This is a genomic window from Peribacillus sp. SIMBA_075 (assembly GCF_046534585.1).
The window spans coordinates 1-234 of record NZ_JAWRYN010001657.1; the positions used below are offsets into that span (position 1 = coordinate 1).

Here is a 234-nt window from a genome sequence, read left to right on the forward strand (position 1 = left end):
AGAGGCCGAAGCCGTTTGGGCAGAAGCACTGCGTCACGATGGTCCGGTAGTCGTCGACTTCCGTGTAGCACAGGAGGAAAACGTATATCCGATGGTAGCATCAGGCGACACATTAGATCAGATGGAATTGGGGGACGACTAGGATGCAGCAACATACCATTTCCGTTCTCGTCAACGACCAGCCAGGCGTTTTGACCCGAGTAGCAACACTGTTTGGTCAGCGCGGTTTCAACA

General features: G+C 53.4%; 1 protein-coding gene. It reads left to right on the forward strand.

Going from position 1 to position 234, the window contains the following annotated elements; translation table 11 throughout:
• Window positions 1-143: 143 nt before the first annotated feature.
• Window positions 144-234 (forward strand): ACT domain-containing protein (locus tag SB775_RS34060; RefSeq protein ID WP_410865715.1); only part of this gene is annotated, 91 nt, incomplete at its 3' end.